The organism is Pandoraea sputorum (assembly GCF_000814845.2).
Classification (GTDB): Bacteria; Pseudomonadota; Gammaproteobacteria; order Burkholderiales; family Burkholderiaceae; genus Pandoraea; species Pandoraea sputorum.
Genome location: NZ_CP010431.2, coordinates 4038571 through 4062085 on the forward strand (window position 1 = coordinate 4038571; position 23515 = coordinate 4062085).

21 protein-coding genes are annotated in these 23515 nt (G+C 62.8%); 4 read left to right on the forward strand and 17 right to left on the reverse strand.

Features of this window, described 5'->3' with window-relative positions; genetic code table 11:
* Positions 1 to 96 precede the first annotated feature (96 nt).
* The 3 genes from NA29_RS17735 to NA29_RS17745 form a co-directional block, all read right to left on the reverse strand.
* Positions 97 to 1878 (reverse strand): acyl-CoA dehydrogenase, encoded by a 1782-nt coding sequence (locus tag NA29_RS17735; RefSeq protein WP_039400043.1) that lies wholly within the window; start codon positions 1876 to 1878, stop codon positions 97 to 99.
* Between the two features lie 200 nt (positions 1879 to 2078).
* Complete coding sequence (locus NA29_RS17740; protein WP_039400045.1) at positions 2079 to 3011, reverse strand: electron transfer flavoprotein subunit alpha/FixB family protein; 933 nt, start codon at positions 3009 to 3011, stop codon at positions 2079 to 2081.
* 13 nt (positions 3012 to 3024) lie between these two features.
* Positions 3025 to 3774, reverse strand: coding sequence for an electron transfer flavoprotein subunit beta/FixA family protein (locus tag NA29_RS17745; protein ID WP_039399700.1), 750 nt, complete (start codon positions 3772 to 3774; stop codon positions 3025 to 3027).
* Between the two features lie 368 nt (positions 3775 to 4142).
* On the opposite strand from NA29_RS17745, the gene NA29_RS17750 reads away from it, so the two are divergent.
* Complete coding sequence (locus tag NA29_RS17750; RefSeq protein WP_072633319.1) at positions 4143 to 5108, forward strand: alpha/beta hydrolase; 966 nt, start codon at positions 4143 to 4145, stop codon at positions 5106 to 5108.
* 112 nt (positions 5109 to 5220) lie between these two features.
* Positions 5221 to 6003, forward strand: coding sequence for a ferredoxin--NADP reductase (locus NA29_RS17755; RefSeq protein ID WP_039400048.1), 783 nt, complete (start codon positions 5221 to 5223; stop codon positions 6001 to 6003).
* A 41-nt stretch (positions 6004 to 6044) separates the two neighbouring features.
* On the opposite strand, the gene NA29_RS17760 is transcribed toward NA29_RS17755, so the two are convergent.
* Positions 6045 to 6866, reverse strand: coding sequence for an enoyl-CoA hydratase (locus NA29_RS17760; RefSeq protein WP_039400050.1), 822 nt, complete (start codon positions 6864 to 6866; stop codon positions 6045 to 6047).
* A 107-nt stretch (positions 6867 to 6973) separates the two neighbouring features.
* Positions 6974 to 7897, reverse strand: coding sequence for a histone deacetylase family protein (locus NA29_RS17765; RefSeq protein ID WP_039400053.1), 924 nt, complete (start codon positions 7895 to 7897; stop codon positions 6974 to 6976).
* Positions 7898 to 8500: 603 nt separating this feature from the next.
* On the opposite strand from NA29_RS17765, the gene mltB reads away from it, so the two are divergent.
* Positions 8501 to 9631, forward strand: coding sequence for a lytic murein transglycosylase B (mltB, locus tag NA29_RS17770; protein ID WP_371328941.1), 1131 nt, complete (start codon positions 8501 to 8503; stop codon positions 9629 to 9631).
* Positions 9632 to 9738: 107 nt separating this feature from the next.
* On the opposite strand, the gene cysM is transcribed toward mltB, so the two are convergent.
* The 10 genes from cysM to cmk all read right to left on the reverse strand — a co-directional run bounded on the left by cysM (position 9739) and on the right by cmk (position 19779).
* Entirely contained in the window at positions 9739 to 10641 is a 903-nt protein-coding gene (gene cysM, locus NA29_RS17775; protein ID WP_039400055.1) for a cysteine synthase CysM, read from the reverse strand.
* A 117-nt stretch (positions 10642 to 10758) separates the two neighbouring features.
* On the reverse strand, positions 10759 to 11565 hold the full coding sequence (locus NA29_RS17780; RefSeq protein ID WP_039400058.1) for a ComEA family DNA-binding protein: 807 nt from the start codon (positions 11563 to 11565) through the stop codon (positions 10759 to 10761).
* 191 nt (positions 11566 to 11756) lie between these two features.
* On the reverse strand, positions 11757 to 12761 hold the full coding sequence (gene rfaD / locus NA29_RS17785; protein ID WP_039400061.1) for an ADP-glyceromanno-heptose 6-epimerase: 1005 nt from the start codon (positions 12759 to 12761) through the stop codon (positions 11757 to 11759).
* On the reverse strand, positions 12758 to 13747 hold the full coding sequence (gene rfaE1 / locus NA29_RS17790) for a D-glycero-beta-D-manno-heptose-7-phosphate kinase (protein ID WP_072633320.1): 990 nt from the start codon (positions 13745 to 13747) through the stop codon (positions 12758 to 12760). Before rfaE1 ends, rfaD begins: the two co-directional genes overlap by 4 nt.
* An 11-nt stretch (positions 13748 to 13758) precedes the next feature.
* Complete coding sequence (locus NA29_RS17795) at positions 13759 to 15138, reverse strand: UDP-glucose dehydrogenase family protein (protein WP_039400063.1); 1380 nt, start codon at positions 15136 to 15138, stop codon at positions 13759 to 13761.
* Between the two features lie 21 nt (positions 15139 to 15159).
* Complete coding sequence (lapB, locus tag NA29_RS17800) at positions 15160 to 16335, reverse strand: lipopolysaccharide assembly protein LapB (protein WP_039400066.1); 1176 nt, start codon at positions 16333 to 16335, stop codon at positions 15160 to 15162.
* A 63-nt stretch (positions 16336 to 16398) separates the two neighbouring features.
* On the reverse strand, positions 16399 to 16692 hold the full coding sequence (locus NA29_RS17805; RefSeq protein ID WP_039400068.1) for a LapA family protein: 294 nt from the start codon (positions 16690 to 16692) through the stop codon (positions 16399 to 16401).
* 269 nt (positions 16693 to 16961) lie between these two features.
* The gene (locus NA29_RS17810; protein ID WP_017232087.1) at positions 16962 to 17255 is read right to left on the reverse strand and encodes an integration host factor subunit beta; all 294 of its coding nucleotides are present in this window, start codon (positions 17253 to 17255) and stop codon (positions 16962 to 16964) included.
* A 12-nt stretch (positions 17256 to 17267) separates the two neighbouring features.
* Positions 17268 to 18971, reverse strand: a complete 1704-nt coding sequence (gene rpsA, locus NA29_RS17815; RefSeq protein WP_039400075.1) for a 30S ribosomal protein S1 — start codon at positions 18969 to 18971, stop codon at positions 17268 to 17270.
* Between the two features lie 112 nt (positions 18972 to 19083).
* Positions 19084 to 19779 carry a (d)CMP kinase gene (cmk, locus tag NA29_RS17820; RefSeq protein ID WP_218919675.1) on the reverse strand — a complete coding sequence of 232 codons (696 nt, stop codon included), beginning with the start codon at positions 19777 to 19779 and terminating at the stop codon, positions 19084 to 19086.
* A 112-nt stretch (positions 19780 to 19891) separates the two neighbouring features.
* Between cmk and NA29_RS17825 the strand changes: the two genes are divergently transcribed.
* Positions 19892 to 21217, forward strand: a complete 1326-nt coding sequence (locus tag NA29_RS17825; protein ID WP_052253032.1) for an Nramp family divalent metal transporter — start codon at positions 19892 to 19894, stop codon at positions 21215 to 21217.
* A gap of 86 nt (positions 21218 to 21303) precedes the next feature.
* Here NA29_RS17825 and aroA read toward each other — a convergent pair whose 3' ends face one another.
* Both aroA and NA29_RS17835 read right to left on the reverse strand, forming a co-directional pair.
* Complete coding sequence (aroA, locus tag NA29_RS17830) at positions 21304 to 22626, reverse strand: 3-phosphoshikimate 1-carboxyvinyltransferase (protein ID WP_039400078.1); 1323 nt, start codon at positions 22624 to 22626, stop codon at positions 21304 to 21306.
* Positions 22626 to 23498, reverse strand: coding sequence for a prephenate dehydrogenase (locus tag NA29_RS17835; RefSeq protein WP_039403936.1), 873 nt, complete (start codon positions 23496 to 23498; stop codon positions 22626 to 22628). The genes aroA and NA29_RS17835 overlap by 1 nt, the downstream gene beginning before the upstream one ends.
* Positions 23499 to 23515: the final 17 nt, after the last annotated feature.

Below are 23515 nucleotides of genomic sequence, written 5' to 3' on the forward strand. Positions count from 1 at the left end.
ATTCACGCAGTGCCTTTTTTTTCGTCCAACGATGTTTGTGCACAAAAGAAAAGGCGACCCGCAGGCCGCCTTTTCTTTTGTGCACGACGCTGCGCGTCAGAACTGCGCGTCGCTCAGTGACAAGGCCGAGTCAGCCCCTTCAGTGATCGACTGCGCCAGACCTGGCGCCTGCGTCAGAATGTGATCCGCGAAGAAGCGTGCGGTGCCGATCTTGGCATCGAAGAACGACGGATCCTGATCGCGCAGCTTCTGCGCTGCCAGCAACGCACGTCCCATCTGCCAGCCGCCCAGCACGATGCCCGCAAGCTTCAGATACGGCACGCTGCCAGCGAACACGGCGTTGGCGTTGTCTTGCGTGTTCGCCACGATATAGTCGATCACGATCGACAGCGCTTCACGTCCCTTGGCGAGTCGCTCCGCCACCGATGCCGCCACACCGCCCGCTGCGCGCAGCTCGTTCTCAGTTGCTTCGACCATCTCGCACAGCGTGCGCGCCACCGCACCGCCGTCGCGCAGCGTCTTGCGACCGATCAGATCGTTCGCCTGAATCGCGGTCGTGCCTTCGTAGATCGGGAGAATGCGTGCGTCGCGATAGTACTGCGCAGCACCGGTTTCTTCGATGAAGCCCATGCCGCCGTGCACCTGTACGCCAAGGCTCGTGACCTCCAGCGACATCTCCGTGCTCCAGCCCTTCACGATCGGCACGAGGAATTCGTAGATCGCCTGCGCGCGCTTGCGCTCGGCAGCGTCTGCGGCGTGATGGCCGATATCGGCCTGCGCCGCCGCCACGTAGGCGAGCGTGCGAGCGCCTTCGGTCAGCGCGCGCATCGTCATCAGCATGCGCTTGACGTCGGGGTGATGAATGATCGTGACGGCGTCGCGCGACGAGCCATCCACCGGACGGCTTTGCAGACGATCGCGCGCATACGCCACCGCGTGCTGATAGGCACGCTCGGCGACGGCCACGCCCTGCATGCCGACGGCGAAACGCGCGGCGTTCATCATGATGAACATGTACTCGAGACCGCGGTTTTCTTCGCCGACGAGATACCCCGTCGCACCACCGTTGTCACCGAATTGCAGCACGGCCGTCGGGCTCGCTTTGATGCCGAGCTTGTGCTCGATGGACACGCAGTGCACATCGTTACGCGCGCCGAGCTTGCCCTCGGCGTCGACGTTGAACTTCGGCACGATGAACAGCGAGATGCCCTTCACGCCCGGGGGCGCATCGGGTGTGCGCGCGAGCACGAGGTGGACGATGTTCTGCGCCATGTCGTGTTCGCCGAACGTGATGAAAATCTTGGTGCCGAAAATGCGATAGGTACCGTCCCCTTCCCGCTCTGCGCGCGTGCGCACCATCGCGAGATCGGAACCCGCTTGCGGCTCGGTCAGATTCATCGTGCCGGTCCACTCGCCCGAGAGCAACTTCGGGACGTAGAGGGCACGCTGTGCATCGGTACCCGCCGTAAGCAACGCTTCGACGGCGCCATCGGTCAGCAGCGGGCACAGAGCGAACGACAGGTTCGCTGCATTGAGCATTTCCGTGCACGGCGTGGCGACGAGTTTGGGCAACCCCTGACCGCCGAACTCCTGCGGATGCACCACGCCCTGCCAGCCCGCTTCGGAAAACTGACGGAACGCTTCCTTGAAGCCGGGCGTGGTCGTGACAACGCCATCCTTCCACGTGCTCGGCTGTTGATCGCCGATCACGTTTAGCGGTGCGAGCACTTCCTGATTGAAGCGGGCCGCTTCTTCGAGCACGGCCTGTGCGAGTTCGGGCGAGGCGTCCTCATAACCCGGCAGCGCAGCGATGCGGTTCAGGTCCGCCAGTTCGTTCATCACGAACTGCATGTCCTTGATCGGGGCCTGATAACTCATGTCGTTCCTCCAAGGGATTCCGATTGCCTTCGGTTGGTGGCGATTACCGGGATGCTTATTGTTTTGTTCGTTCTGTTTTCACTGCAGATGATGCTCGACCGATTCGCATGAAGACGCACTTGCACGCCTCCCCATGCGAATCGGCTGCGAGAGATGAATCTCGCAGCCGCACAACTTCACTTCGATGCTACGTCAGACGCTTACAGCGCGCCCGTCAGTTCCGGTACGACGGTGAACAGATCGCCCACCAGACCGTAGTCCGCCACCGAGAAGATCGGTGCTTCCGGATCCTTGTTGATCGCCACGATCACCTTCGAATCCTTCATGCCCGCCAAGTGCTGGATCGCACCCGAGATACCCACAGCCACATACAGCTGGGGCGCGACGATCTTGCCCGTCTGACCGACCTGATAGTCGTTCGGCACGTAACCGGCATCGACCGCTGCGCGCGATGCGCCCAGCGCTGCACCCAGCTTGTCCGCCAGCGGCTCCAGCACCTTCGTGTAGTTCTCGCCGCTACCCAGGCCCCGACCACCCGAGACGATGATCTTCGCCGAGGTCAGTTCCGGACGGTCCAGCTTCGTCACTTCACGGCCCACAAACTGCGACACACCGGCGTCCGGCGTGGCTGCCACGCTTTCCACTGCGGCGCTGCCACCGGTCGCGGCCGCCGGATCGAAGCCCGTCGAGCGCACCGTGATCACCTTCACCTTATCGGCGCTTTGCACCGTCGCAATCGCATTACCTGCGTAGATCGGGCGCTCGAACGTGTCCGCGCTGTCGACCTTCGTGATGTCCGAGATCTGCGCCACGTCGAGCAACGCCGCGACGCGCGGGGCGATGTTCTTGCCGTACGCCGTGGCCGGGGCCAGGATGTGCGAGTAGTTGCCCGCAATCGACACCACTTCGTCGGCGATGTTCTCAGCCAGACCGTCGCCGAAGTACGCCGCGTCGGCGAGCAGCACCTTCTTCACGCCAGCGATCTGCGCAGCCGCGTCAGCCGCTGCCTTCGCGTTGCTGCCTGCGACCAGCACGTGCACGTCGTCGCCGCATTGCAGCGCTGCCGTCACCGTATTGAGGGTGGCCGATTTGATGGTTTGGTTGTCGTGTTCTGCAATGACCAGAATGCTCATCTCGTCGTCTCCCTTAGATAACCTTGGCTTCGGTCTTGAGCTTGTCGACGAGCGCTGCTACGTCCGCCACCTTCACCCCTGCGCTGCGCTTGGGCGGCTCCGCCACCTTCAGCGTCTTCAGACGCGGGCTCACATCCACGCCCAGATCCGCAGGCTTCACGGTCTCCAGCGGCTTCTTCTTCGCCTTCATGATGTTGGGCAGCGTCACGTAACGCGGCTCGTTCAGGCGCAGGTCCGTCGTGATCACCGCCGGCAGCGACAGCGATACGGTCTCAAGACCCCCGTCCACTTCGCGCGTCACTTGTGCACGGTTATCCGCCACCGACACCTTCGAGGCGAACGTCGCCTGCGGCAACTTGGCGAGTGCCGCGAGCATCTGACCCGTTTGGTTGGAATCGTCGTCGATCGCTTGCTTGCCGAGGATCACCAGTTGCGGTTGCTCCTTGTCCACCAGCGCCTTGAGCAGCTTGGCCACAGCCAGCGGCTGCAACTCTTCGTCAGACTCGATCAGGATCGCGCGATCCGCACCGATCGCCAGCGCCGTGCGCAGCGTCTCCTGCGACTGGGCCACGCCCGCCGACACCGCGATCACTTCCGTCGCCACGCCCGCTTCCTTCAGACGCACCGCCTCTTCCACTGCGATTTCGTCGAACGGATTCATCGACATCTTCACGTTCGCAATGTCGACGCCACTGCCGTCGCTCTTCACGCGAACCTTTACGTTGTAATCCACTACCCGTTTGACCGGTACCAGGATCTTCATGAACTCGCTCCAAAGTTACGTTTACGTCAATCCGCTGCCATTATAACCACTCGGCCAATGACGCATTATGTGCATATTTGCGGCATTTTGTTGCGATCGTTCATGTGTCGCTTTCAATAAGCCACGGATACACGATCCTTACGATCACGGCGTCGGAGGCAGGCCGGGCGCGCTTACCCAGCGTCCCGCCAGCCCGAACGATCGTGCTATTTTTATGCAAATCGTGACGCACAGCCAGTTTCCTCGTGGTGCGTTTCCTCTAGAGAATTCCCCCCGGCGCAGGACGGCCTATGATCGAATGGCGCACCCGATCATCAATGTGCCGTCGCACGTACGACGGTCACCCGGCCAACGCGCCAGGAGGAGACATGACAACGCATTCGGAATCGCGCCTGCAAGCCAGTGACGGACTGATGCTCCACGTCCATAGCTGGTACCCGGACACCGACGGCGACACGGACACTCCGCTGCGCGCCGTGGTCGCCATCGTGCACGGTATGGGGGAACACGGCGGACGGTACGCGCGTCTGGCGGCGCATTTCGCGTCGCTCGGTATCGCGACCGTCACCTACGATCTGCGCGGTCATGGACGCTCGGAAGGCTCGCGTGTCTACGTCAATCATTTCGACGAATACCTTAACGACACCGAGATCTTCCTCACACACGTGCGCACGACCTTTGGGCCGACGCCGCTCTTTCTGCTCGGGCATAGCATGGGGGGCGCCATCGCGGCGCTCTACACGATCACGCGCGCGCCCGCGAACGTGAGCGGCCTGATGCTCAGCAGCCCCGCCCTCGCCCCGGGCGAACCGGTCGCGCCGTGGATGGTGAAGGCCGGTCGCTGGGTATCGCGCTGGCTACCTAAGGTGCCGGTCTTCAAGATCGATCCCGCTGCCATCGCCCGCGACAAGACCGTGGTCGATGCAGCGAAGAAAGACCCGCTTAACGCGTATCGCGGCACCCCGGCACGCACCGCCGCCGAATTGCTCGACGCCATGGCGCGCATTCACGCCAACGCCGACGCGCTGCATTTACCGCTCTACATCTTCCACGGCACCGCCGACCGGCTCACCGCGCCGTGGGCGAGCGAGCAGTTTCACGGCAACGCCGGGTCGCAGGACAAGACGCTTCGGCTGTATCCCGGTCACTTTCATGAAACGCTCAACGACCTCGACCGCGAGAAGGTTATCGACGAGTTGACTTATTGGTTGCTGGCGCACGTGCCGGAGACTGCCGCCGCCAAGCGCAAGCGCCCCCAGCCCATGACGCATGAAACGCTCATGGGCGAGAAATCGCCGGTCAAGCCCGTGCTCGGGACGCACCACAGCCACTGACAAACGCCTTCGCGCGGCGGCCCCGGAACCCGCCTCGCGAACAGGGTCTCGTCACGCAATACCTCGCTGCGCGTTACACTGAAGCTGTGTGGAATTGCGAGGAGCCTCCGGCATGCAAGCGCAGACGACGCATACGAAATACTCGCCGCAAACGGTCACCGGCATGCATTTCTGGACGCCGACGATCTTCAGCATCAAGACCACGCGCCCGCCTGGCCTGCAATTCACCGCCGGGCAGTTCGTGCGTCTCGGATTACCGGGCGACGATGGCGAACTCATCTGGCGCGCCTATTCCTTCGTAAACTCGCCCGCCGAAGATACATTGGAGTTCTACGTAATTACGATCCCCGAGGGCCAGCTCACGCCCCGGCTGTCGGAACTCAAAGTCGGCGACGAACTATTCGTCGATCACACCGCGTACGGCTTCCTCACGCTCGACCGTTTCACAGGCGGCGACGACCTGTGGCTGCTCGCCACCGGCACCGGCTTAGCACCCTTTGTATCGATTCTCCGAGACCCGGAAGTCTGGCACCGCTTCAAACGCATCTTCGTCGTGCACAGTGTGCGATGGGAGCGCGACCTCGCTTATTACGAGCAACTCCGTCACTTCTCGCATCCGGACATCGATCCGGCGCTCGTCGACAAGCTGCACTTCGCGGTGAGCGTCACGCGCGAGCAAACTCCCGGCGCGCTCTATGGACGCATCACGTCGTTGCTGGCTTCAGGGGAACTGGAAAAGGCGGTCGGCGCGACGCTCGATCCCGCCACGTCGCGCATCATGGTCTGCGGCAATCCTGACATGATCAAGGAACTGCGCGCCTGGTTCACCGGCAATGGTTATGCGGTGAGCCGCACGGCGACACCCGGGCCGCTCGTGCTGGAAAAGCAGTGGTGACGATTGCTGGCATGCGCAGGTCTATCGACGGCTGAGCTCGCTCAGTCCTTCGGATTCGTCCACTCCGGCGGACGCTTCTCGATGAATGCCTGCACGCCTTCGAGCGCGCACGCGTCCATCATGTTGCAAGCCATCGTCTGCCCCGCCATCTGATAAGCCGCTTCGATACCCGTCTCCGCCTGACGGTAGAACAGCCCTTTGCCCGCCGCCACGGCAGCCGCAGGCTTGGCAAGAATCGAGCGGCACAGCGCCGCCACTTCGCCGTCGAGACGCTCCATCGGCGCGACACGATTGACGAGACCGCGCTCGCAAGCCGTCTGCGCATCGATGAAATCGCCCGTCAGCAACATCTCCATCGCCTGCTTGCGCGTGAGATTGCGCGAGAGTGCCACACCCGGCGTTGCGCAAAACAGACCGACGTTGATGCCCGACACCGCGAAGCGTGCCGCCGACGCCGCGACCGCGAGATCGCACATCGCCACCAACTGACACCCTGCCGCCGTCGCGATACCGTGCACGCGAGCGATGACCGGCTGCGGCATGCGCTGGATCGTCAGCATCACACGCGTGCATTGGTTGAACAGCGTGCGGTAGTAGTCAAGCGACGGCTCGGCGCGCATCTCCTTGAGATCGTGACCGGCGCAAAATGCCGCCCCCGCAGCGCCGAGCACCACGACGCGCGCCGTGGCGTCGCGTGCGACGTCGTCCAGCGCATGTTGCAGCGCATCGAGCATCGCTTCGGAGAGGGCATTGAACTGACGCGGGCGATTCAGCGTGAGCGTGACCACACCAGCCAGATCGCCTTCCCCACGCGTGACGAGTACCAGCGGCCCGTTGGCCACAGTCGCTTCTGATGACGTCATGTCGTCTCCTGTGCCGCCTCTAGGCCGCCGCTAACCCTTAGCCCGATAGATCGGGAGACGGGCGGCATCTCGCATTCGTCGCACACGTGCCTCGCACCGCCCTGCCGTCAGACGTCGGCAAGCACCTTCAGATGGGCCACAACGCTGCGCCCGAGCGCCGAGAGGTTGTAGCCGCCTTCGAGACAGCTCACGATGCGTCCCTTTGCGTGACGATCGGCAATGGCCTTGACCTCCTTCGTGATCCACGCGAAGTCCGCTTCGGTCAGCCCGAGGCCGCCGAGATCGTCTTCGCGATGCGCGTCGAAGCCTGCCGAGAAGAAGATCATTTCCGGGCGGAACGCATTGAGGCGTCCCAACCAGCCGTACTCGATGGCTTCGCGTGCGGCCATGCCGGACGTGCGCGCTTCGAGCGGAATGTTGAGCATGTTCGGCGCAGGATCGTTCGCCCCGGAGAACGGATAGAACGGGTGCTGGAAGATGCCGCACATCAACACGCGCTCGTCGTTGCCGAACGCGGCTTCGGTGCCGTTGCCGTGGTGCACGTCGAAGTCGACGATCGCCACACGCGACAGCCCATGCACTTCGAGCGCGTGTGCCGCCGCAATCGCCACGCTGTTAAACAGGCAGAAGCCCATCGCACGTGTGGGCGTGGCGTGGTGACCAGGCGGGCGCACGCTGCAAAAGGCGTTGTCGAGTTCGCCACGAATGACCGCATCCGTCGCCGCAATCGCCGCGCCCGCCGCGCGCGTTGCCGCGCGCCACGAGTACGGGTTGAGCAGCGTATCGGGATCGATGGGGAAGTACCCGGATTCGGGAATGTTGTCGCGAATGAAGTCGATATGGTCTTGCGTGTGCACGAGCCGCAGACTGGCTTCGTCGGCCGCCGGGGCTTCACGGCGTTCGAGCAGGCCGTCGATGCGTCCCGCGATCAACTGGTCTTCGATGGCGCGCAGTCGTTCGGGGCATTCCGGATGCCACTCGCCCATTTCGTGACGCACGCAATCGGGGTGCGTATAAAACCCGGTAGCCATTCGTTGTGTCGCCTATCGCTTCGAATCGTTATATTGGGACGGGCGGGGGATGCCCGCCTCGCCGTGGTCTCCACGTCCGGTAGCGGCCGGGCGCAAAGCCTGGCTCGCGTCGCGAAAATGTGCCGCAACATCACACGACATCACCTGCAAACGCGTGCCGATAGCCGGCATCCCCCATGAACACTGTCACGGACAGTGCACAGGCCTTAAGGTATCACAGGTGCACTCGGTTATACTGCCAAGCAGTCTCCCAGCAGACCCGTGTCAGCCGGTAAGGGCCGATCTCCCGAAATTCGGGACGGCAGGAACTGGCATGAATGGTTGACGCTCTAGATGGCATCTCGCTTTGAGTGAGCACTTTGCGTCACTCGAAAGTGCGCCCATCGGCATCGATCGCTATCGATGAGAGCGCCAACGCGACTAACGTGATTGCGGCCCAACCGTCGCATCGCATTCGGACTTCATACAGGCCTGACAGACAGCATGACATCACCGGTACGGATGTACGATTCTCTCCCGTTGGCGCAAGTGCGCCACGCTCGACCGGACACTGCGCGCCCTCTCACTGCGGCGTCGCTCCGGCAATTTTCCCGTTCGTCTCGCGTGGCTCGCTCATTCGGCTCGCTCGGCATCGCGCTGTGCCTGAGTGCATCGTTCGCGATGACGGCGCTCACGAGTGTCGACGCACATGCGCAGGCACGCCCCAAAGCGCTCGCGCAGTCGTCGCAGTCGTCGCAGACGGAGTTCGAGGAAGAAGTGGTACCGCAACGCTACGCGGCGAACCCGGAAGTCGACGCGTTCATCAACGACCTCGTCGCGCGCAACGGCTTCAATCGTGGCGAGCTTCAGAAGATCTTCTCGCGCGTCGTGTTCTCGCAGACGGCCGCCCGCCTTGTCGCGCCGCCCGCCACACCGGGCCAGAAGAACTGGACGAAGTACGAAAAGAACTTCCTCGACAACACCCGCATCAACGGCGGCGTGCGCTTCTGGAATCAGAATGCTGCAGCACTCTCCCGCGCTGCACGCGAGTATGGTGTGCCTGAAGAGATCATCGTCTCCATCATCGGCGTCGAGACGATCTACGGGCGCAACATGGGCAACTTCCGCACCATCGACGCACTCACCACGCTGGCGTTCGATTACCCGCCCGCCCGCAACCGTTCCGAGCGCATGGCGCTGTTCCGCAAGGAGCTCGAGAACCTGCTGCTGTACGCACGCGAGCGCAGCGTCGATCCGTTCAGCATCTACGGATCGTATGCCGGCGCCATCGGCATTCCGCAATTCATGCCGTCGTCGATCCGCAACTACGCAGTGGATTACAGCGGCGACGGCAAGATCAATCTGACGACCGACGTGGCGGACGCCATCGGTAGCGTCGCCAACTTCCTCAAGCAGCACGGATGGCAGGCGGGTCAGCCAGTGGTCTGGAACATTGCCGGGGATCGCGGCAGTCAGGGGCTCGCCGAAGCCGGTGCCGACGGACAACCCGAACCGCATTGGAAGCTCGGCGACTTCATCAAGGCTGGCATGCTGATGAACGAGCCGAAGCTCGATGTGGGCGGGGCGCTGGACACGCCGGTGCTGATCGTCGATCTGCCGACACCGGGGCAAGCCACCCAGTACCGCATGGGCCTCACGAATTTCTACGTGCTCACGCGCTACAACCGAAGCTTCTTCTACGCCATGGCGGTGTACGATCTGGCCGACGCGATCAAGGCGGCGCGCGCGCCGTAATCTCGGCCACGTCGCAGGTTGCGGCGACTTGGCGTCAGCACGAAAAACGGGACCCTCGGGTCCCGTTTTCGTTGGCTGTGCCGCGGTTCGACGGCGGCCGCGACGACTCAAGCCGGGAACACGCCCGTCGACAGGTAGCGGTCGCCCCGGTCGCAGACGACGAACACGATGGTCGCATTCTCGACCTCATGCGCGAGATTCAGCGCGATCTGGCAAGCGCCCGCTGCCGAGATGCCGCAGAAGATGCCCTCCTCCGCCGCGAGACGGCGCGCCATGATTTCGGCTTCGGCTTGCGTCACGGAGACGGTACGGTCCACACGCGCGCGGTCGAATATCTTCGGCAGATACGCTTCCGGCCACTTACGAATGCCCGGAATGCGCGACCCTTCAGCCGGCTCGGCACCGATGATCTGCACAGCCTCGCTCTGCTCTTTCAGATATTGCGAGACGCCCATGATGGTGCCCGTCGTCCCCATCGCGGAGACGAAGTGCGTGATGCGTCCTTCGGTGTCGCGCCAGATTTCCGGACCGGTGGTTTCGTAATGCGCCAGCGGGTTGTCCGGATTAGCGAACTGATCGAGGATGATGCCGCGTCCGTCGCGTTGCATCTGTTCGGCGAGGTCGCGCGCGTATTCCATGCCGCCCTTGACCGGCGTCAGGATGATCTCGGCACCGTAGGCGCCCATGCTCTGACGACGCTCGATGGAGAGATCTTCCGGCATGATCAGTACCATCTTGTAGCCACGGATGGCGGCAGCCATGGCCAGCGCGATACCGGTGTTGCCCGACGTGGCTTCGATCAGCGTATCGCCCGGCTTGATGCGCCCGCGCAGTTCCGCGTGTTTGATCATCGACAGCGCCGGACGATCCTTCACCGATCCCGCCGGGTTGTTGCCCTCGAGCTTGCCGAGAATCACGTTGTTGCGGCGGCGGATTTCGTCGTCGGGCAAACGCACCAGTTGCACCAGCGGTGTATTGCCGATGGTGTCTTCGATAGTCTTGTAGGCCATTGCGCTAAGCTTTTTCGGTCGGGAATCGAAACATTCTAATCCACCGGCCATGACCGCGCTCAGGGTAAGGTCTCGCGGCCGGGTGACGCGTCAACGCGCACCCGGCCATTGGCAACGTCAGAGCTTTGGTGCGCTTGCCGGTGCCGGTGCCTTGGCCTTCTTCGACTTGGACGGCTTGGCCGTGCTGGCGTCACCGCTTGCAGCGGCCGAGCCCGATGCCGGGGACGGTGCGGTGGCCGCCGTGCCCTTGGCGCTGTCAGCCTTCGCATCCTTCGATTTCTTCGACTTGCTGGCCTTGGTGTCCGCCTTGATGTCCGCCTTGGAGCCGGATGCGCCCGTAGTCCCCGCCGCGGCTGCCGCACCGGTTGCTGCCGGAAGCGGTGCCCCCGGCGACGCAGGCTTCATCGTCGTACCGGCGGCCGGGGTCGGCGTCGGTGTCTTTTGCGTGGCGGTGGCAGGCACCGGCGTTGCAGGGGTCACGGGCTTGGCGGGCGTGGCCGGTGCCGGGGCAGCAGGCTGAGCGGCGGACGGAGCGGGTTTGGCAGGCGGCTGTGCTACGGACGGTGCAGGCTTTGCCGGTGTGGGCGTCGGTGCAGCGGTCGCAGGGGCTTGCGCGACCGGCTTGGCCGGTGCGGCTGCCGGTGCAGCACCACCACCGCCCTGTCCGTTGATCGTCATACCCTCGGATTGCAGCGATGTCACCGACTTGGTGCCGAGGCCCTTGACCCGCTTGGCCACATCAGCCGCATCCTTGTAGGGCCCGTGGGCGTTGCGCTCGTCAATGATCGCCTTGGACTTGACCGGTCCGATGCCCTTGAGCGTCTCAAGCTGCGATTGGTCGGCGGTGTTGATGTCGACGGCCGCCATTGCCAGGCCGCACAGGGTGAAGAAGGTAACAACCGCCAGCAAGAGTTTGCGAAGCATGATCTGTTCCTTGTAAGGTCACTCGGGCCAATGCCGTGGCGCACCAACACATCGGACATCCCAGGCATCCCCGATACCCAATTAACGCCTCAGCGCCCGCGCGGATGACACGGGAGCATCAAACGACAACGGGGAGCCGTCTGGCTCCCCGTCGGTGCTGCTTAATTACCTGTCGGCGCTTAGGTTGGCACTTACTGCGCCAGCAACCACCGCACGTAGCGCGAAACACCTTCACCCACCGTATAGAACGGCTGCTGATAGCCACCAGCCTGACGCAGATGGTCGATGTTCGCCTGCGTGAAGCACTGATACTTGCCGCGCAGGGCATCCGGGAACGGGATGTACTCCACGAGGCCCTGCTTGACCATGTCCTCAAGCGACAGCGCCGCTTCGCCGGTTTCCGCGCGCAGCGTGTTGATCACGGCGACCGCAATGTCGTTGAACGGCTGCGCCCGGCCCGTGCCGAGGTTGAAGATACCGCTGCGCTCCGGGTGATCGAAGAAGTGCAGGTTGACCTTCACGACGTCCTCGACCGAGACGAAGTCGCGGCTTTGCGTACCGGCGGCATAGCCGTTGTACTCGCCGAAGAGCTTCACACGGCCGTTTGCGCGGAATTCGTTGAAGTTGTGGAACGCCACCGAGGCCATGCGCCCCTTGTGCGCTTCACGTGCCCCGTAGACGTTGAAGTACCGGAAGCCCGCCACCTGGCTCGGCAGCTTGCCACCCGCATCGCGCATGGCACGGCGCACGATCTGGTCGAACAGGAACTTCGAATAGCCGTAGACGTTGAGCGGCTTCTCGTACTCGCGCGTCTCCACGAAGGTTTCGGACGCACCGTACGTTGCCGCCGACGAGGCGTAAAGGAACGGCACGGTCTGCGCCTGGCACGCCTCGAACAGCGCCCGCGTATAGCGGAAGTTGTTCTCCATCATGTAGCGGCCGTCCGACTCCATCGTGTCGGAACAGGCCCCTTCATGGAAGATCGCGCGCACACGGCCGAATTCGCGGCGCTGAAAGCGCGCGACGAAATCCGTCTTATCGAGGTAATCGCTGATTTCGCAATCGACCAGATTACGGAATTTGTCGGCACGCGTGAGATTGTCGACCGCCACGATGTCGGTCTCTCCGCGCTCATTGAGGGCTTTGACAATGTTGGCGCCGATGAAGCCCGCGGCGCCCGTCACGATGATGGTCATGTCAGTTCGGAAAAAAGTTCGTTGTAATCGACGGTCGCCGTCCCCAGCTTGCCGACGACGATGCTGCCCGCACGGTTTGCGAGCACCACCGCCTGCGGCAGCGGCAGCCCGGCCGACAGCGACGTGGCCAGCGTGGCGATCACGGTGTCGCCCGCGCCCGAGACGTCGTACACCTCGCGCGCCTGCGCCGGCACGTGGAGCGCACCGCTTTCGGTAAAGAGCGTCATGCCCTCTTCCGAGCGCGTGAGCAGCAGCGCTTCGAGGCCGAGCGATTCGCGCAGATTCTGAGCGCGCGACGTCAGATCGTCCTCCGAATGCCAGACGCCGACAACCTGCTGCAATTCGGCGCGGTTCGGCGTGAGGATCGTCGCACCGCGATAGCGTTCGTAATCGCTGCCCTTCGGGTCGACGAGCACCGCCTTGCCAGCCGCACGCGCGGCTTCGATCATCGGCTGTACATGCGTCAGACCGCCCTTGGCGTAGTCCGAGAGCAGCACGACATCGTAGCTGGCGAGCAGTTGACGATACTGATCGAGCACCGCCAGCAACACTTCGTGCGCGGGCTGATTCTCGAAGTCGATGCGCAGCAGTTGTTGCTGACGTGAGACGATGCGCAGCTTGATGGTCGTAGCGAGATCGGCGTCGCGCGTGACGAATGCCGTCACGCCGCTGGCGTCCAGCATATCGACGATGCGCTCGGCAGGTTCGTCCTCACCGAGCACGCACAGCAGCCCGGCTTGTGCGCCAAGTGACGTTGCACCCAGCGCCACGTTCGCTGCGCCACCCAGGCGCTCTTCGTTGCGCTTGACATGCACCACCGGCACTGGTGCTTCCGGCGAAATGCGATTGACGTCGCCGAACCAGTAGCGATCGAGCATCACGTCACCCACGATCAGCACGCGTGCGCGACTGAAGGCCTCGCGTGGCACGTTGGGTGCACCCGGCGCCTGAATCGTGCGCGTGAGCAAAGTTGCCGTCGAAGTCATCCTTTGTTCCTTCAAATTGAGGCCGACTGGCCCAGGCCACGACCGATGGCGTGGTACTCAATGCCCAGCTCTTCCATCGCCTCCGGCGCGTACAGATTACGACCGTCGAAGATCAGTGGCAGCGAGAGTGCTGTCTTCACCTTCGTGAAGTCCGGGCTGCGGAACGCCTTCCACTCGGTGACGATCACGAGCGCGTCCGAACCGGTCAGCGCGTCGTTTTGCGTCGCACAGAATTCGATGCGGGCATGCGCGTCGGCATCGTCGGCAAAATCCAGCGCAATCACACGGCGTGCCTCATCGAGCGCCACCGGGTCGTACGCCCGCACCCGTGCGCCTCGACGCACCAGCTCGGAAATCACGCGACGGCTCGGGGCCTCGCGCATATCGTCCGTGTTCGGCTTGAACGCCAGGCCCCACAGCGCGAACGTCTTGTCCTTCAGATCGTCGCCGAAGCGGGTCACGATCTTGTCGATCAGCACCGTCTTCTGCGTTTCGTTGACGGCTTCCACCGCGTTCAGAATGCGCAGCGGCAGACCGTAGTCTTCGGCGGTGCGCACGAGCGCCTGCACGTCCTTCGGGAAGCAAGAACCGCCGTAGCCGCAGCCGGCGTAGAGGAAGTGATAACCGATACGCGGGTCGGAGCCGATACCCTGACGCACGTCTTCGATATCCACACCGACGCGATCGGCCAGATTGGCCAGCTCGTTCATGAACGAGATGCGTGTGGCCAGCATGGCGTTGGCGGCGTACTTGGTGAACTCGGCGGAGCGCACATCCATGTACAGCGTGCGTTCGTGGTTGCGATTGAACGGCGAATACAGGCGCTTCATCATCGCACGCGCCTGCTGGCCGTCGGCATCGTCGTCCACACCGATCACGATACGGTCCGGACGCATGAAATCGTCCACTGCCGCGCCTTCTTTCAGGAATTCCGGATTCGAGACGACGGAGAACTTCACGTCGGCGTTGCGCTTGGCAAGTTCTTCCGCGACCGCCGCGCGCACCTTGTCCGCCGTGCCGACGGGCACCGTCGATTTGTCGACGATCACCTTGAAGCTCTTGGCGTAGCGGCCGATGTTGCGCGCTGCTGCCACGACGTATTGCAGGTCGGCCGAGCCGTCTTCATCGGGGGGCGTACCCACGGCGATGAATTGCACGTCGCCGTGCGCGACGGACGCCTCGACGTCCGTTGAAAACTGCAGACGACCGGCTTCGCGGTTACGCGCGATGACTTCTTGCAAGCCCGGCTCGTGAATCGGTACGCCGCCGTTGTTCAGGATCTCGATCTTGCGGGGATCGACATCGAGACAGAACACGTCATTGCCGACGTCAGCCAGACAAGCACCCGTGACTAAGCCGACGTAGCCGGAACCGATGATGGTGATCTTCATGATATTGGGGTGTGATAAATCTTACGAAGCCGCCGGCACGTCGGCGCGGCGCGGCGTATAGGTCTCCCAGCCGTTACAGCCGGGGCATTGCCAATAGAAAAGGCGTGCACGGAATCCACACTGGTCGCAGACGTAGCGTGGCAACGACTTGGTGCGTTGCGTGATGAGCTTGCCCATCAGTTGCAGGTCGGACTGCGTGTCGCCATGCGCAGTGGCGGCGTGCGCTTCGAGCAGGCGTGCCATGCCAGGTGCGCTCGGGGCGCGATGCATTTGCTCGCGCATCAGGGTGAGCGCGGCCTCCGGACCTTCTAGCGAAACCGTCTTTTCATAGACGATTTCCAGCAGGTCGTCCGACGGATTCTTGCGCAGCGCCTCGCGCAACATGGCCAACCCTTCTGGGGCGCGTCCCAGCGCTTCATACGCCTTCATCACGCGCTTGGCGGCCAGACCGAGATACATCGGGTTCTGTTCTTCGATGGTGCGCAGCACGCGCAACGCGCCTTCTGCGTCACCGGCGGCGAGCAACATGTCGCCGCGCAACAACGGGGCACGCACATTCGCCGGGTTGACCGCCAGCGCGGCGTCCAGCTCGTGGCCGACGGCGTCGACATCCTTGCGTTGCAGCGCTTCTTGCGCCAATTCGCAATGGAATTGCGCAATTTCCTTGCGATACGAGACGGCCGGATCGAGATCGCTCAGCGTCTCGGCCTCCGCCAGCGCTTTGCGCCACTCCTTCTCGATCTGATAGATCGTCAGCTTCGCGTGTTGTGCCGCTTTCGCGTATGCGCCGGTGTGCAGACGGCTGAACGCGTCTTCGGCGCGGTCGAGCAGACCGGCCTTGAGGAAGTCGTGACCGAGCTCGTAAAGCGCGTGCTCCTGATCGGCTTGCGGCAGATCGTCTCGCGAAAGCAAATTCTGATGCACGCGAATGGCGCGCTCCGTCTCACCGCGACGGCGGAACAGACTACCCAGCGCGAAGTGCAGTTCGGTCGTCTCGGGATCGAGCTTGGCGACTTCGATGAAAGCGTCGATCGCCTTGTCCGGCTGTTCGTTCAGCAGAAAATTCAGACCGCGGAAATAGGATGCCGGGAGATTGCGGCTTTCCGAGAGCAGGCTGCGCAAATCCAGTCGCGCGGCGACCCAGCCACAGCCGAAGATCACGGGGATGGCAAGTAGCCACCAGACCTCGAATTCCATGAATACGTGTTGTCGTTGAAACAGTCGATGAGGATGGCGAGCGTCGCCTGCCGCGGCTTCGCCTTAGACAGGCGGCAGCATTGGCGGCTGATCGCTCGCTTCGGGTTCCCGCTGAGCACGGGCCAGATCGCGTCGCGTGCGGCGTAACTCGAGGCGCTGACGCATCAGACTCGGCAACGTGGCGAGCACACCGATCACGCCACCGACCACGAAAAACGCCAGGCCGATCATGATGAGCGGCGCCGTCCACGTATGACCCAGGAACAGGTTCAACGTGACCTCGCCCGTGTTGGCGAGCGCGAGACACAGCAACACCACGAATACGATCAGGCGAACGATCCAAACAATCAGCTTCATGCCGAAAGGCTCCTGCGGCAGGATTGCCGTATGTTTTGCGACTTGGGCCGGCCAAACGTAACAAGGCGAAACGACGACAGCGTCGAGCCTCTCCTCGCGTACCGGGCCGGCACGTGGGCGTATTGTACCGGATGTGCCCTGTGAGGCGTCGTTCCTGCAAATGCCTTCACATTTCCGGCGCTTGTCCGCACTCGCGGAGCATCGCCGAACGCCGGAGACAAAAAAAGCGCCCGAAGGCGCTTTTTTTGCGTAGTAGATCCCAAAGGGCCTTATTGGTCCGACGCCTTGTGATCAACCCGCTCTCGCAACTCCTTGCCCGGCTTGAAGTGCGGCACGAATTTCTCCGGCACCATCACCTTCTCGCCCGACTTCGGGTTGCGGCCGACGCGCGGTGGCCGACGGTTGAGCCCAAAACTACCAAATCCGCGGATTTCGATTCGATGACCGCGCGCTAGCGCATCGGCCATCGCGTCGAGAATCGTCTTCACCGCGAAATCGGCATCCTTGAGCACCAACTGGGGAAACCGCGCCGCCAACTGGTTGACCAATTCAGACTTGGTCATAGGCCTTGGACCTTACTGATTCTGGCTGTCCAGCTTGGCCTTGAGCAGGGCACCGAGATTCGTGGTGCCGCTCGCTGCCGAGCTATCCGACGACATCTTGCTGATCGCTTCTTGCTGCTCGGCCGAATCCTTGGCCTTGATCGACAGGTTGATGTTGCGCGACTTGCGATCGATGTTGACGATCATTGCGTTGACGGCTTCGCCTTCCTTCAGCACGTTACGGGCATCTTCCACACGGTCGTGCGAGATTTCCGATGCGCGCAGGTAGCCTTCGACGTCGTCGCCCAGCGAAACGACAGCACCCTTCGGATCGACAGCCTTGATGGTGCCGTCAACGATCGAGCCCTTGTCGTGGATCGCCACGAACGTGTTGAACGGGTCGCCTTCGAGCTGCTTGATACCCAGCGAGATGCGTTCCTTCTCGACGTCGATGCCCAGAACCACGGCTTCGACTTCGTCGCCCTTCTTGTACTTGCGAACGGCTTCTTCGCCGGCTTCGCTCCACGACAGATCCGAAAGGTGGACCAGGCCGTCGATGCCGCCAGGCAGACCGATGAACACGCCGAAGTCGGTGATCGACTTGATTGCGCCCTTGATCTTGTCGCCCTTCTTGAAGTTGCGCGAGAAGTCATCCCACGGGTTCGGCTTGCACTGCTTCATGCCGAGGCTGATACGACGACGGTCTTCGTCGATCTCGAGCACCATGACTTCGACTTCGTCGCCCAGCTGGACAACCTTGGTCGGCGCAACGTTCTTGTTGGTCCAGTCCATTTCCGACACGTGAACCAGGCCTTCGATGCCCGATTCCACTTCGACGAATGCGCCGTAGTCGGTGATGTTGGTGACCTTGCCGAACAGGCGGGTGCCTTGCGGGTAACGGCGAGCAATGCCTTCCCACGGATCTTCGCCGAGCTGCTTAACGCCCAGCGAGACGCGGCCCTTCTCTTGATCGAACTTGAGGATCTTGGCGGTGACTTCCTGGCCAACCGACAGAACTTCGCTCGGGTGACGCACACGACGCCATGCGATGTCGGTGATGTGCAGCAGGCCATCGATGCCGCCGAGGTCGACGAATGCGCCGTAGTCGGTGATGTTCTTGACCACGCCCTTGACGATCGCGCCTTCCTTGAGCGTTTCGAGCAGCTTGGCGCGCTCTTCACCCTGGGTGGCTTCGATCACGGCGCGGCGCGACAGCACGACGTTGTTACGCTTGCGGTCGAGCTTGATAACCTTGAATTCGAGGGTCTTGCCTTCGTACGGGGTCGTGTCCTTGACCGGACGCGTGTCAACCAGCGAACCCGGCAGGAATGCACGGATGCCGTTGACCATCACGGTCAGGCCGCCCTTGACCTTGCCGGTAATCGTACCGGTCACGAGGTCGCCCGATTCGAGGGCCTTTTCCAGTTGCAGCCACGAGGCCAGACGCTTGGCCTTGTCGCGCGACAGCACGGTGTCGCCGTAGCCGTTTTCCAGGGCGTCGATCGCCACGGAAACGAAATCGCCGGCCTGAACTTCGACCTCGCCCTGATCATTCAGGAATTCTTCGATGGGGATGTACGCTTCGGACTTGAGGCCGGCGTTGACGACCACGAAGTTGTGGTCAACCCGAACGACTTCTGCGCTGATGACTTCACCAGCACGCATGTCTTGACGGGAGAGCGACTCTTCGAAAAGCGCCGCGAAAGATTCGTTGGTCGAGGTTTGCAGGTCGGACATAAAAGTGGATTACGCCGCTGACGTCCGTCTACCGAGGGGGTTGACGCTAACGTACAACGGTTGGGTTAAAGGTTAGACAAAGCCAGGCCAGATGACTGCATGAAACATCCGGTCAGGCGCCTTGCGGGTACTGCACTTGCGCGAACCATTCGAGCACCTGAGCCACCGCCTGATCGACGTTGAGCCCCGATGTGTCGAGTACCCGCGCACCCTCTGCCGGCCTTAGTGGCGCTTCCGCACGGGTACGATCCCGCGCATCACGCGCCTCAAGATCCAGCATGAGACTGTCTATGTTAGCAGAAAATCCTTTTTCTATCAATTGCTTATACCGCCTCTCGGCACGAGCCTGTGACGTTGCGGTCAAAAACACCTTCAGATCGGCTTCCGGGAAGATCACCGTGCCCATGTCGCGGCCGTCTGCCACAAGACCCGGCGCGGTCTTGAAGCCCCGCTGGAGCGCCATGAGCGCCTGGCGCACCGCCTTGTGCACCGCAATACTCGACGCCCGATTGCCGATCGCCTCCGCACGAATCGCGTCGGTCACGTCCTCGCCGGCCAGCCAGATCCGCTGATCGCGAAAACGCACGTCGAGTGTCTCGGCGAGCACCGCCAACGCGCTGACGTCGTCCGGATCGATCCCGTGGCGCGCGCTCGCCAGCGCAGTCAGCCGGTAAAGCGCCCCACTGTCGAGGTAATGAAAGCCCAGCTCGTCGGCCACACGGTGTGCCACCGTGCCCTTGCCGGATGCCGTCGGGCCATCCACCGTAATGACCGGAATCGAGTCGTCCACCACCGTCAAATCAGGCATCCCTTCGTCTCTATCTATTCAACACATTAAAAAATAATACTTCCCATCCAAATAATAATGATTATCATTTAGATATAGGCGCTATTTTGCGCCGCCGGAAGACGTCACTGCCATGCAAAGCCGCGATTATCCCTTAGCTGGACCCGAATGGGTGCCGCCGCCCGATCAGCAAAATCGTACGCCGCGTCGCGCGCAGCGGTGGATGGGGTTTGCCGGGGCGGGAACACTGATCGCCGTCGGCTATATGGATCCGGGTAACTGGGCCACGGCCATCGCCGGTGGCGCTCGCTATGGCTACACGCTGCTGAGCGTAGTGTTGCTCTCGAGCGTCATGGCATTGTTGTTGCAGTGGCTGGCCGCGCGCGTCGGTCTGGTGACCGGACGCGATCTCGCGCAACTCTCACGTAGCCAGTATAGCCGTCGCACCTCGCTGGCGTTATGGGGGCTTTGCGAGATCGCGATCATCGCCTGCGATCTTGCCGAGATCATCGGCAGCGCGGTGGCGCTGCAACTGCTGTTCGGCCTGTCGCTGCCGGTGGGCGTAGTGCTCGCCGGGGCTCTCGCTTTCGCGATGCTCGGGTTGCAAGGCTTTGGGCAGCGACGCCTCGAAGGCGTCGTCGCCGCATTGATTCTGCTGACGGCGGGTTGTTTCGCTGCGCAACTCGCCCTCGCGAATCCCGACTGGGGCGCGGCCGCTGCGGGCCTGCGTCCGCGCAGCGAGATCGTGGCGCAGGCTGGCATGCTCTGGCTCGCCACCGGCATTCTCGGCGCGACCGTCATGCCCCACAACCTCTACCTGCACTCGGCGCTGCTTCGCATGCGAGGCGAGGCCATGCCAGAACGCACGCCTGCGGCCATGCAGCGTGCGCTACGGACGACTCAATGGGACACCACACTCTCGCTCGGTTTCGCGTTCCTGATTAACGCCGCGCTGCTGATCCTGGCCGCAGCCGTCTTTCATGCTAGCGGGAACACGTCGGTGGAGTCCCTCGGTGACGCGCACAAGTTGCTCGCGCCGCTGCTCGGCAACCAATGGGCCGGAGTGATGTTCGCGGTCGCGTTGCTCGCCTGCGGCCTGAATTCGACCGTGACGGCAACGCTCGCCGGTCAGGTCACGATGGAGGGCTTTCTGAATCTGCGCATGAAGCCGTGGCAACGCGCGCTCATCACGCGGGCGCTGGCCCTTGTTCCTGCCCTGTTGATCGTCGGCCAAGGCGGAGACGCGCAGACGACGAACCTGCTGATCTTCAGTCAGGTCGTTCTGAGTCTGCAATTGCCGTTCGCCGTCATCCCACTTGTGCGGTTCGCAGGGAACCCAAAGCTCATGGGGCAATGGCGAGTGCGCGGGGCGCTACTTGCGACGGCCTGGCTGATCGCCGGCGCGATCGTCGCCCTCAATGGCGTACTGCTCTGGCAGACGGTGACGGGTCAAGGGTGAGGGAACGAATGAAGCAAACATCGCTGAAGCGATCACATCTCAGCGATGATTCAACGCTCGACCGTCGTTGACGCCCCACACGACTTTCAGGACGCGACTCGTGCAAACTCGGCGAAATACGTCGGGAATGTCTTGGCGACGCATTTCGGATCGTTGATGGTGACCGGCACACCCCCCAGGCTCACAAGCGAGAAGCACATCGCCATCCGGTGATCGTCGTAGGTGTCGATCGCGGCATTAGCAATGAGCGTAGCTGGTGGCGTTACGCGCAGATAATCGGCCCCTTCTTCCACCGTCGCACCGACTTTGCGAAGCTCGATCGCCATCGCTGCCAGCCGATCCGTTTCCTTCACTCGCCAACTCGCCACATTGCGCAGCGTCGTCGTACCGTCGGCGAACAAGGCCGCGACGGCAATCGTCATGGCGGCATCGGGAATGTGGTTGAAGTCCATGTCCACGGCGCGCAGCTTGCCGGAGGGTGTATCGATGCCGTGCACCTCAATGGCGTCGTCGAACATCTTGACGCGTGCGCCCATTGCCGCCAGCGCGTCGACGAAACGCACGTCGCCCTGCATGCTGTCGCGCCCCACACCTTCGACGCGCAACGGCCCGCCACCGATAGCGCCGGCGGCGAGGAAGTACGACGCCGACGACGCATCGCCCTCAACTCGCACCTCCCCCGGACTCCGATACTTCGCACCATCGGCATCCGCAGCAGGCAGCGTGAATCGCGACCAGCCATCCTGACGCACGTCAATACCGAATCGACGCAGCAGACGCAACGTGATGTCGATATACGGTTTCGAAATCAGCTCGCCCTCGACCTCCACAACGATCTCCCCCGTCGCGGACGGCAACAGTGGCAACGTCAGCAGCAGCGCCGTCAGAAACTGGCTGGACACGTCGCCGCGCACGCGAATCGGTGCGGCAGGCGCAATCACCTCACCCGGCTTGATATGCAGCGGCGGGTACCCGGCATTACCGAGGTAATCGATCTGCGCGCCCAGCTGACGCAACCCGTCCACCAGATCGCCAATGGGACGCTCGTGCATCCGCGCCACCCCCGAGACATCATAGTCGCCGTGGCTCAGCGACAACGCAGCCGTCAACGGACGAATCGCCGTACCCGCATTCCCCATGAAGAGCTTTGCGGCCTTCACCGGGAACACGCCGCCGCAACCCTCGACGATGAAATCTCGCGAGTCGCCAACCTGCGTCCACTTGACGCCCAGCGCGGCCAGCGCGTCGAGCATGACCTGCGTGTCGTCCGACGCCAACAGCTCACGCACGTGCGTCGTACCGCGCGAGAGCGCCGCGAGCAGCAGTACGCGGTTCGAGATACTTTTCGAGCCGGGCAAGCGAAGCGTGCCTTCGGCATGGCCGTAAGGGCCGAGATCGAGCGTTTCCATTACTTTTCCTGTTGCTTGGCCCAATCCGTTCGCGCCTGACTGGTGCGAGCGAACACGGCCTCGAGACCGGCACCGTCCCCGGCATCGATCAATTGACGCAATGAGCCGAGCGTGGCGAGATACCCGTCCAGTTCGGCGAGCAGCGCGTCGCGGTTGGCGACACAGATGTCGCGCCACATTTCCGGGTTCGACGCCGCAATACGCGTGAAATCCCGAAAACCACCGCCGGCGAATCCGAACTTCAGCGCAGCATCCGGCGCGTCGAGAATCTGCGCGATCAACGCGTACGACAGCACGTGCGGCAAATGGCTGACCGACGCGAACACGCGATCGTGCTGTCGCTCCGTCATCTCCGAGACACGCGCTCCGGTCGCTTCCCACATCCCCCGCACGCGTGCGACATCTTCGGCACGATTGGCCGGTTGCGGGCACAACACGACCCGACGGTCGCGGTAGAGATCGACCTTCGCAGCGTCGACACCGGACAGTTCCGCGCCGGCAATCGGATGCCCGGGCACGAAACGCCAGGCTTCGTCGCCCAGCGCTTCGTGCGCAGCAGCGACGGCATCCGTCTTGGTGCTGCCAGCATCGGTCACGATTGTCTCGCCGCTCAAATGCGGACGAATGGTCGCCAGCAGCGCGGGCGTCTGCGCGACGGGTGCGGCGAGCAGCACAATGTCCGCCCCCGAGACCGCGTCTGCAATCGACGTAGCAGCCCGATCGATCACACCAAGTTCGCAAGCCCGGGCGAGCGAGGCTTCGGTCCGGCCAACGCCCACGACTTCGTTCACCGCGCCAGCGGCTTTAAGCGCACGTGCCAGCGAACCGCCGATCAATCCGACGCCGCAGATAACGAGTTTATTAAGACGCATGGTGGCCCGCCCGTCGT